Annotated in this window: 9 protein-coding genes; 6 read left to right on the top strand and 3 right to left on the bottom strand. The window is 59.4% G+C overall.

What is annotated here, in order from left to right:
• Positions 1-313: 313 nt before the first annotated feature.
• The 3 genes from ABF824_RS14595 to ABF824_RS14585 all read right to left on the bottom strand — a co-directional run bounded on the left by ABF824_RS14595 (position 314) and on the right by ABF824_RS14585 (position 1,951).
• Positions 314-1,093, bottom strand: coding sequence for a DUF2076 domain-containing protein (locus ABF824_RS14595; protein WP_415489733.1), 780 nt, complete (start codon positions 1,091-1,093; stop codon positions 314-316).
• A gap of 108 nt (positions 1,094-1,201) precedes the next feature.
• Positions 1,202-1,696, bottom strand: coding sequence for a kinase inhibitor (locus ABF824_RS14590; protein WP_415489732.1), 495 nt, complete (start codon positions 1,694-1,696; stop codon positions 1,202-1,204).
• A 36-nt stretch (positions 1,697-1,732) separates the two neighbouring features.
• On the bottom strand, positions 1,733-1,951 hold the full coding sequence (locus tag ABF824_RS14585; RefSeq protein WP_415489731.1) for a hypothetical protein: 219 nt from the start codon (positions 1,949-1,951) through the stop codon (positions 1,733-1,735).
• A gap of 333 nt (positions 1,952-2,284) precedes the next feature.
• Here ABF824_RS14585 and ABF824_RS14580 point away from each other — a divergent pair, with 333 nt between their 5' ends.
• The 6 genes from ABF824_RS14580 to ilvD form a co-directional block, all read left to right on the top strand.
• Complete coding sequence (locus tag ABF824_RS14580) at positions 2,285-2,656, top strand: phosphoribosyl-ATP pyrophosphatase (protein ID WP_415489730.1); 372 nt, start codon at positions 2,285-2,287, stop codon at positions 2,654-2,656.
• Positions 2,657-2,849: 193 nt separating this feature from the next.
• Complete coding sequence (locus ABF824_RS14575) at positions 2,850-3,518, top strand: CvpA family protein (protein ID WP_415489729.1); 669 nt, start codon at positions 2,850-2,852, stop codon at positions 3,516-3,518.
• A 56-nt stretch (positions 3,519-3,574) separates the two neighbouring features.
• Positions 3,575-5,074 carry an amidophosphoribosyltransferase gene (gene purF / locus ABF824_RS14570; RefSeq protein WP_415489728.1) on the top strand — a complete coding sequence of 500 codons (1,500 nt, stop codon included), beginning with the start codon at positions 3,575-3,577 and terminating at the stop codon, positions 5,072-5,074.
• A gap of 63 nt (positions 5,075-5,137) precedes the next feature.
• The gene (locus ABF824_RS14565; protein ID WP_415489727.1) at positions 5,138-6,196 is read left to right on the top strand and encodes an NAD(P)H-dependent flavin oxidoreductase; all 1,059 of its coding nucleotides are present in this window, start codon (positions 5,138-5,140) and stop codon (positions 6,194-6,196) included.
• 111 nt (positions 6,197-6,307) lie between these two features.
• Positions 6,308-7,468, top strand: coding sequence for a hypothetical protein (locus ABF824_RS14560; RefSeq protein ID WP_415489726.1), 1,161 nt, complete (start codon positions 6,308-6,310; stop codon positions 7,466-7,468).
• Positions 7,469-7,640: 172 nt separating this feature from the next.
• Positions 7,641-8,927, top strand: a 1,287-nt coding sequence (gene ilvD, locus ABF824_RS14555; protein ID WP_415489725.1) for a dihydroxy-acid dehydratase, incomplete at its 3' end; no start/stop codon positions are given.

Genomic DNA, 8,927 nt, shown 5'->3' with positions numbered 1-8,927 from the left:
GATAAGAATTATGCAAATTTTGCATATCTCGGTATAGAATTTTTAGAGGCTTTCTGTCATCACATTTTGTCGTCAGCCAACAAATATCAAGAATTTGTCAGAATGTTTTCATGACAAGGGTAGGCGGAAAGCAACATTGTACTTATCGATTTTTACAGGAACCGGATAATTCATTTTTCCAATAGATGCCATAACAGGCACTGGTCCGTTTTCTGGAAATAGCAGTCCTTTTTTGTCTGAAACAGCTTGTGCGGCGACAGCCAAAAAAAAGCCCGACTGCCTTTCGACAGCCGGGCCTGCAGTAGCCGCGGGATCAGAAGGACTGGTCGTCCCCACCACCACAATCGCCACCACAATAATCGCCACCCCAACCGCCGCCGGTGTCGCCACCTGCGTCAAAATTCGAATCGGCAGTAGTGCCTGCTCCAGCAAACGGATCGGCAACGCCCGCACCGGCATTGTCACCATAATAGTTGTTCACCACCGTCGTGTCGGGTGCACCTGCGCCCCAGCCACCAGCGGCCTCGCCGCCAACGCCATGATGGTCGCTGAACAGACCTTCGAGCGCATTGGCCGCCATCATGCCGCCAGCCACGCCAGCCGCCGTTGTAAGGGCCGATCCAAGGAAGCCGGTGCCGCCTTGGCGGAACATGCCCGGCTGAAAGCCCGGGGGCAGCGGCTGCATCTGCGGCTGCTGCGGATAACCCTGCTGGCCACCCCATCCCGGAGGAGGAGCCGCCTGCGCGCGCTGTTGACCACCGCCAAACAGGCCGCCGAGGAAGCCGCCAGAAGACCCTTTGGACTGCTGGGCCTGCTGCAACGCCTGTTGCGCCTGCTGAAGCTGGAACTGAAGTTCGCGAATGCGGTTCTGCGCCTCAACGAGGGCAGCTTCCTGCACCACAGCCATCTGCGTGATCCGGTAGCGGGCTTCCGGATATTTCTGGAAATTCTCGGCGATGAAGCGGTCTGCTTCCGGATCAATCGGTGGCAGGGATGGATTTGTCGCCGGGACGCTTCCAAAGCCGCCCTGCTGCGCACCGCCGCCTACCCGCGCGATGAATTTCGAAATCAGGTCGCGTTCCTGGTCGTTCATGTTACTCAACCCCTACATGGCCATACCGATTGACCCACTTCCTAGAGTGGGTGCAGAGCCTGCAAACCACAAGCCCGTTTACAGAGAGTTCATCTCAGGAAATGACGGCTATTTTGAGCCGGAACCATAGAGAACGGTGAGAGAGGCCGAGGCCAGCCGGTGATGGTTGACCATGAAGCCCACCAGCGCGGGGCTCGAATCCGCGGAAACTTCCAGTTTTGGCACATCAAGCGCCGTCACAGTGAAGATGTAACGATGCACGCGCCCCGGTGGGGGAGCTGCACCACCATAACCCGGCGTTCCGAAATCGGTGCGGACCTGGAGTGCGCCTTCTGGCAGTCCCTCTTTTCCGGAGCCAGCGCCTTCCGGCAGCGATGTCACGCTTGCCGGAATATTGGCGACCACCCAGTGCCACCACCCGGAACCGGTGGGAGCATCCGGGTCATAGAGTGTGACAACGAAGCTTTTCGTCCCGGCAGGAGCGCCTTCCCATACCAGCGGTGGAGAAAGATTGCCCCCCGTCTGCCCCATGCCAGAATAAACCTGAGCCTGCGGCATGACATCGCCATTATGAAAGGCGGGGCTGCTCACTGTGAAAGCCATGGGAGAGCTCCTGTCGTATTGTTGCGTCGGGTCTGCTTACCAGTTGAGGCTGATCAGCCAGAACTCTTCGGATGTGAGGGTAACGCCGTCGTTCTTGGGGGATTCCGATGCGGCCTGAGCCAGAGCGGCAATACGTTCCACCATGATTGTCTTACGCTGATGTGCCTCGGATGTTTCATTGGCGGCCTTCAGAACGTCGAGAGAAGTCTTGGCGGCTTTGGAAACACGGGCTGCATCAAGCAGGGCATAGGACATGGTAATTCTCCTGAAGACAGAATGTTATACTGTGCAGAAGAATGGGCCTGATGGCATGAGGCTTCAAGGGTAGAACAGTTTTTCAGTGATGTCTGGGTTGCGTCTGCAAGGGCAACCCCGCTCATGCTGCGCCGTTGCAGACACGGTCTCATGACGGAGGGTAAAAGGGAATTAAAGTGTATATTGGGTACATATTTTAAACCGCTTAAAAACCTATTTTTGGCCAGATTTGGTTCGAAAAAACGTAACAAAAGCCGAAATTGGCCCAATGCAAAGATTGTTGCGTGTCTGGTATGATTGACGAGAGAGAGGCAACCTCTTCATGATGAGAGAATGACAGCCTACACCCCCGGTGCAGCCGAAACGCTCGCTGCCATTTTGCCCTGCGACAGGGAAAAGGAGCCCGTGCCGCCGCAGCCCGAGGAAACGCGGAGTGTGGCTCTGGCCATGGGTGGGCTGATGGCACAGTGCGCCATGGCCGCCATTACTAAAGATCGGGAAACCGTCATCACCAGCAGCGCCGGTTTTGTGTGCGAACTTCTGGCGCTGTGGGAAGATCAGGGGATCGATGCCGAGGCAGTGTGGATCGAACTGCACGGGCGCATTGAAGTGGGCGAACTTTGCCACCAGATGAGTCGGGCGCCGGGGCGGCTGAAGGGGCGGCGGAAGGCGGCGTGGCGGGTCGCCACGAGCAAGTTGCCCTGAGCCCGTTCTCTGATAAACAGAACACGGATATCCTGTCCTGAAATTGCCATCTGTTCCTGATTTAAGATTGTGTTCAGGAATGTTTGGCTAGGTCACGCGACTGACCGAAGTTTCCGGGCGGGAAGATCAAGCCGAATCTGGCCAAGGGCAAAGAGATCGGCATCGTGTATGGATGCCGGACTGAGTGCGAGTGATGGATCTTTCGTCCCTGATCATGGAACGTGTGCCGCATGGGCCGGCAGTCCAGAAAGCGGCGTGGGCAGCATTGAACACTGTCCAGCGGTCCCCCATCTCTCTGCCTGCCATCGCCGTGGAGATCGTGCTGCTTCTGTCGATTGTCCGCGGTTTTCGCAGAGGGTTTTCGCGGGAAGTTCTGGGAGTCGTCAGCTGGATCGGTGCCGCATTCGTAGCGACGAAATACTATCACACCTTCGCTCAATCGAACTTCCAGACATTGCAGCCTCAGGAAATGGCGGGCGGAGTGGCCTTTGGCGTGCTGCTGTTCGGTGGATTGGCGCTTGGAGCCGTCGTAACGAGTATTGTGTCTCACTTCGTGCGTAAATCCATTCTCGGGGATGCTGACAAAGTATTGGGGAGCGGATTCGGGGCCTTGCGCGGCGGCGCGGTCATCATCACTTTCTATATGATGACGGGATGGGTGAACGCGACCACGCAGGATACCACCCGTCCCGACATGGAAACGGACGGGTCTTCAGTTTCCGGAATCACCACGGCTCTTTCTTACATGGCGCCTTTGATGTCGACATTTGTGCCCGAAGACCTTGCGCGAGCGGCTGGCTCGCGTCATGACCACCCCGGGCCCGCTGATGCGGCCGACGAGGCTTACCGCGAGAACCCCTGACAGGCTGGCGTGCCGGGAGATGTGCGACAGGTGACAGGGCTAAGGATCAAAAACTCATGTCCGAACTGTTTTCTCTCCCGCAACCGTCTGTAACCACCCATCCGTGGGACGGCGACCGTCAGGAGGGGGATGACAAGTTTCACGAGGAGTGCGCCGTCTTCGGGGTCTGGAATACCCCCGATGCTTCGGCGATCACGGCACTGGGACTGCATGCCCTTCAGCATCGCGGACAGGAAGCGTCCGGTATCCTCAGCTATGATGGCGCGCGCTTCCATTCCCATCGCGGCCTCGGTCTGGTGGGGGACGTCTTCAGCGATCCGCGTGTCATGGCCGGATTGCCGGGCGACTGCGCCATCGGTCACAACCGTTATTCCACTACGGGCGATACCCTGCTGCGCAACGTGCAGCCTCTCTTCGCGGAATTCGAATTCGGCGGCCTGGGCGTCGCCCATAACGGCAACCTGACCAACGCGCACGGCCTGCGGCGGGCGCTGATCCGGCGTGGCTGTCTGTTCCAGTCCACCACGGACTCCGAAGTCTTCATTCATCTGATCGCCATCTCGCTTTATGCAACGGTCGAAGACCGCCTGATCGACGCACTGAAACAGGTGCAGGGGGCCTATTCCCTTGTCGTCCTGTCGCAGGACGCGGTGATGGGCGTGCGTGACCCGATGGGCGTGCGGCCTCTCGTTCTGGGCAAACTGCCGGGTGCGGCCAACGACGCCAGCGGATGGGTGTTTGCGTCGGAAAGCTGCGGTCTCGATATTGTCGGCGCGGAGTTCGTGCGCGATGTCGAACCGGGTGAGTTGGTCATCATCGACAAGAACGGAATCCGGTCGGTCCGGCCTTTCGCCCGGGAGCGTTCGGCCTTCTGCGTGTTCGAATATATCTACTTCGCGCGCCCTGACTCGGTTCTGGACGGAATGCCCGTCTACAATGTGCGTAAGCAGATCGGTGTCGAGCTTGCCCGGGAAAGTGGCGTGGAAGCTGATGTGGTGGTGCCGGTGCCGGATTCCGGCGTGCCGTCCGCCATGGGCTACGCGCAGGAAAGCGGCATTCCCTTCGAACTGGGCATCATCCGCAACCACTATGTCGGGCGTACTTTCATCGAGCCCACGGACCAGATCCGTAATCTCGGTGTCCGCATGAAGCACTCGGCCAACAAGCCGATGATCGACGGTAAGCGCGTCATTCTGGTGGACGATTCGATCGTGCGCGGCACGACGTCGCGCAAGATTGTCGACATGGTGCGGGCTGCGGGGGCGAAGGAGGTCCACATGCGGATTTCCTCGCCGCCCACCAAGCATTCATGCTTCTACGGCATCGATACACCAGAGCGCAGCAAGCTGCTGGCGGCGCAGCATGATCTCGCCAAGATGGCGGAGCTCATCGGTGTGGACAGTCTCGCGTTCATCTCATTCGACGGACTGTATCGGGCGCTTGGCCACAAGAGCCGGGATGCGGAGAAGGGGCGTTACTGCGATGCTTGCTTCACCGGCGAATACCCGATCCCCCTTGTTGACCATGATGCCGAGTTCGGTCCCGGCACAGCCTGAGGTCTGTCCAGTCGCCAGCGTGGCGCACCCGGGGCTACGCTGGCGCGTAGCAGCCTCATGATAATGACGCAGTTAGGGCTGGATATCCCGGTTTTTCAGGCGCCCATGGCGGGTGTGAGCTGTCCGGAACTGGCTGCTGCTGTCTCCAACGCCGGGGGATTGGGCAGCCTCGGACTGGGCGCGATGACGGTGGTACAGGCGCGTGAGGCAATCCAGACCACGCGCGCCCTGACCGGGCGTCCGTTCGGCATAAATGTTTTCTGCCACCGGGAAAGTGTGCCGGAGGCGGAAACCGTGACCCGGTGGCTGACATGGCTGCGCCCCGAATTCGCACGCTTTGGCGGTGAGCCGCCTTCCACCTTACGGCCTCTTTATCGCTCCTTTCTTGGTCACGACGAGATGCTGGACATGCTGGTGGAAGAGCGTCCGGCCTTTCTGAGTTTTCACTTTGGTCTGCCCTCCAGAGCCGCCATTGATCGGCTTCATGAGGCAGGTATTCTGCTGGCCGTCAGCGTTACGAGCCCGGAAGAGGCCATCACAGCAACTGATGCTGCGATGGATGTCCTGATCGTGCAGGGATACGAGGCGGGCGGCCATCGGGGTGTGTTCGATCCACTTGCACCGGATCGCAGGCTTGGCACGCATGTGCTGCTGGCGGAAGTGCAGCGTGTGTCGTCTCTCCCACTTATTGCAGCTGGCGGAATCATGACCGGCATGGATGTGGCGGCTGTGCTGAAGGCTGGGGCTGTCGCGGCTCAGCTTGGCACGGCTTTTGTCGCCTGTGATGAGAGCCGGGCCAGTGCGGCATGGAAGGCGGCACTGACGGAGGAGAAAGGGCGTGAGACCGCGATAGTGACAATCCTCTCCGGTCGTCCGGCTCGTGGTGTGAGAGGGCGTTTCGCCGAACTGGAGGCGCGACCGGATTGTCCGACACCTCCTGCTTACCCCTACGCTTATGATGCGGCGAAACAGTTGGCGGCTCTGGTTGCCGCCTCGGGCGTGACGGAATACGATGCGTTCTGGTCCGGTATCCACGGCAGAGCGGCGCGTGCTCTCCCTGCGGGAGAACTGATGGCCCGTCTGCGTCAGGAGATGGCGTTCAGTCTTTCAGGCGATAACTAAATACAGTGACGGGGATGGACGCCGTTGCAGGAATATTGAATATCGACGGTCTTAATGACTTCGAAGCAACATGGCTCTCCGGCCAGCTCCGGGGCAGAAAAAGACAGGATCATGACGGCCGAAACTTCAGATAACGACATCTTCCTGACCCTGCCGATTGAGAAGACCTCCGATTTTACGCTCGAAGACTTCGCCGACAATCATCAGGCCATGAACTATTTCCACAAGCATGGCGCGGGAACAGTCGAGCACGCATTCGCGCTGGCCAACATCCTGCATATGCACAAGCTGGTGAAGGAAGCGGCCTATTTTTACGGTCTGGCGTTCAATCTTCATTCCAAGCATCCGCGCGAATTTCCGCTCGCTTCCTCGCTCTTGCAGGCGCGGCTGCTCTGCATGCTCAAGGCCGGCCTGACGCCTCCAGCCGATGAACTGGAGCAGCTTCGCAAGCTCTCCCAGCCAATCTACGACTATATCCGCGGTATCGAGATTGCGTGGCGGCAGCATGATCCGCAAGCGGCGCTGGCCTGTATGGGGAACTGCTTCGAAGCGTTCCACACCGGCGAGGAAGTGGACGTTCTGTATCTGGAGACCGCTCTCTCCGTGCTGCCTCCGGCGAAGATACCGCCTCGCCCCGGTGAGGAGCAGGTCATTCCTTCCAGTATCTATATGTACTGGGATGGCAATCCGCCTGAAGAAGTGACGGAAAACTACGCCTATCACTGTGATCTGGAAGCGTTCGACGTTCAGATGTTCAACCGCGACTCTGCTGCGGACTGGCTCTATGAGCGTTACGGGCGCGAGGCTCAGGATCTGTTCCTGCAAGCCCGTCATCCAGCCGAGGCAGCTGATTTTCTGCGCGTGCATGTGATTCAGGAGTTGGGCGGGTGGTGGCTGGATGCCGATATTCGCGTTACCGCTCCGGAGATCATGGAGGATTACGCCGTCAAGAAGCCGTCCCATGTCTTCTTCGTGACGGATAATTATTACGTTCATAATGATTTCTTCGGCAGTCGCCGGAACAGCCCCATTCTTGCGGACTGCATGCTGTCGCTTTACCGCAACAGCTACCTCTTCAAGGATCTGTATATCGCCTACAAGACCGGGCCCGGCGTGTTCAACCGTGCGTTGAACCGGCGTCTGCACACCGCCATTACAACCGGAAAACCGTTTGATCCCAGTGTGATGGTCCTGCGTGCGCCCGAGTTCGACAGCATCATTCAGGACATGGACATGGCCTACAAGAAAGGCGGCAACTGGCACGCCGCCTGATGCATTTCCGAATGGCAGGGCCGAAATGCCCGCCCATCCACAACGGGGGTGCCCGATGAATCTCTTTTCCATCGGCTGACTCCCCCTGTTTTTCCCGCTATACGCCCCATGTTGAAAGAGCCACGCCGTTTTCGTCGTGCCCCCCTCGTTTCAGATCGGAAAGAACATCTTTATGGCTGGTTACCGCTCCCGCACCACCACCCACGGCCGCAACATGGCCGGCGCCCGCAGCCTCTGGCGCGCCACGGGCATGACGGACGCGGATTTCGGTAAGCCGATTATTGCCGTCGCCAATTCCTTTACCCAGTTCGTCCCCGGTCACGTCCACCTGAAAGACCTCGGCCAGCTTGTCTGTGAGGCCATCGCGGAAGCTGGCGGCATCGGGCGCGAGTTCAACACCATCGCGGTCGATGACGGCATCGCCATGGGCCACGGTGGCATGCTCTACAGCCTGCCTTCGCGCGAACTGATCGCCGACGCTGTGGAATACATGGTCAACGCCCACTGCGCCGACGCGCTGGTCTGCATCAGCAACTGCGACAAGATCACGCCGGGCATGCTGATGGCCGCCATGCGCCTGAACATCCCGGTGGTGTTCGTCTCCGGAGGTCCGATGGAAGCCGGTCATGTGAAGGACGGCGAGATCGACAAGGCCGTCGATCTGGTGTCCTCCATGGTGGCCGCAGCCGCTCCCGGCGTCACGCAGGAAGAGTCCGACATCATCGAGCGCTCGGCCTGCCCGACCTGCGGCTCCTGCTCCGGCATGTTCACCGCCAACTCGATGAACTGCCTGACCGAGGCGCTGGGCCTGTCCTTACCGGGTAATGGCAGCCTTGTCGCCACGCATGCGGACCGTCGTGAACTGTTCCTGAAAGCAGGCAAGCTCGCCGTCGAACTGGCCAAACGCTATTACGAACAGGGCGACAGCAGTGTTCTGCCGCGCTCCATCGCCACGTTCGAAGCGTTCGAGAACGCCATGACCGTCGATATCGCCATGGGTGGTTCGACCAACACGGTGCTGCATCTCCTTGCCGCTGCTCATGAGGGCGAAGTGCCGTTCACCATGGCCGACATCGACCGGCTGTCCCGTCGTGTGTCGAACCTCTGCAAGGTCGCGCCGTCCAAGGCCGATGTGCATATGGAAAACGTTCATCGCGCCGGTGGCGTGCAGGCGATCATGGGCGAGCTCGATCGCATGAAGCTGCTGCACCGCGACATCCCGATGGTCCATTCCAAAAGCGTCGCCGCGGCGCTAGCGCAATGGGATATCGGTGGCGAGACGGCGACCGACGAAGCCCGTACCTTTTACAAGGCCGCTCCCGGAGGTGTTCGCACCACGCAGGCGTTCTCGCAGGCCAGCCGTTACAAGGAACTGGATCTCGACCGCGAAAAGGGTGCGATCCGCTCCGGCGACCATGCGTTCAGCAAGGAAGGCGGTCTTGCCGTGCTGTACGGCAAC

The sequence above is a fragment of the Acetobacter sp. genome (assembly GCF_047721705.1).
GTDB lineage: Bacteria > Pseudomonadota > Alphaproteobacteria > Acetobacterales > Acetobacteraceae > Acetobacter.
This window is presented reverse-complemented; position numbering and strand designations above follow the sequence as displayed.

Bases quoted from the DNA above. Each gene is read 5' to 3' on its own strand.
- ABF824_RS14580 (WP_415489730.1), top strand. From the start codon at position 2,285: ATGACAGCCTACACCCCCGGTGCAGCCGAAACGCTCGCTGCCATTTTG.
- ABF824_RS14575 (WP_415489729.1), top strand. From the start codon at position 2,850: ATGGATCTTTCGTCCCTGATCATGGAACGTGTGCCGCATGGGCCGGCA.
- ABF824_RS14560 (WP_415489726.1), top strand. From the start codon at position 6,308: ATGACGGCCGAAACTTCAGATAACGACATCTTCCTGACCCTGCCGATT.
- ABF824_RS14585 (WP_415489731.1), bottom strand. From the start codon at position 1,951: ATGTCCTATGCCCTGCTTGATGCAGCCCGTGTTTCCAAAGCCGCCAAG.
- ABF824_RS14565 (WP_415489727.1), top strand. From the start codon at position 5,138: ATGACGCAGTTAGGGCTGGATATCCCGGTTTTTCAGGCGCCCATGGCG.
- ABF824_RS14595 (WP_415489733.1), bottom strand. From the start codon at position 1,093: ATGAACGACCAGGAACGCGACCTGATTTCGAAATTCATCGCGCGGGTA.
- purF (WP_415489728.1), top strand. From the start codon at position 3,575: ATGTCCGAACTGTTTTCTCTCCCGCAACCGTCTGTAACCACCCATCCG.
- ABF824_RS14590 (WP_415489732.1), bottom strand. From the start codon at position 1,696: ATGGCTTTCACAGTGAGCAGCCCCGCCTTTCATAATGGCGATGTCATG.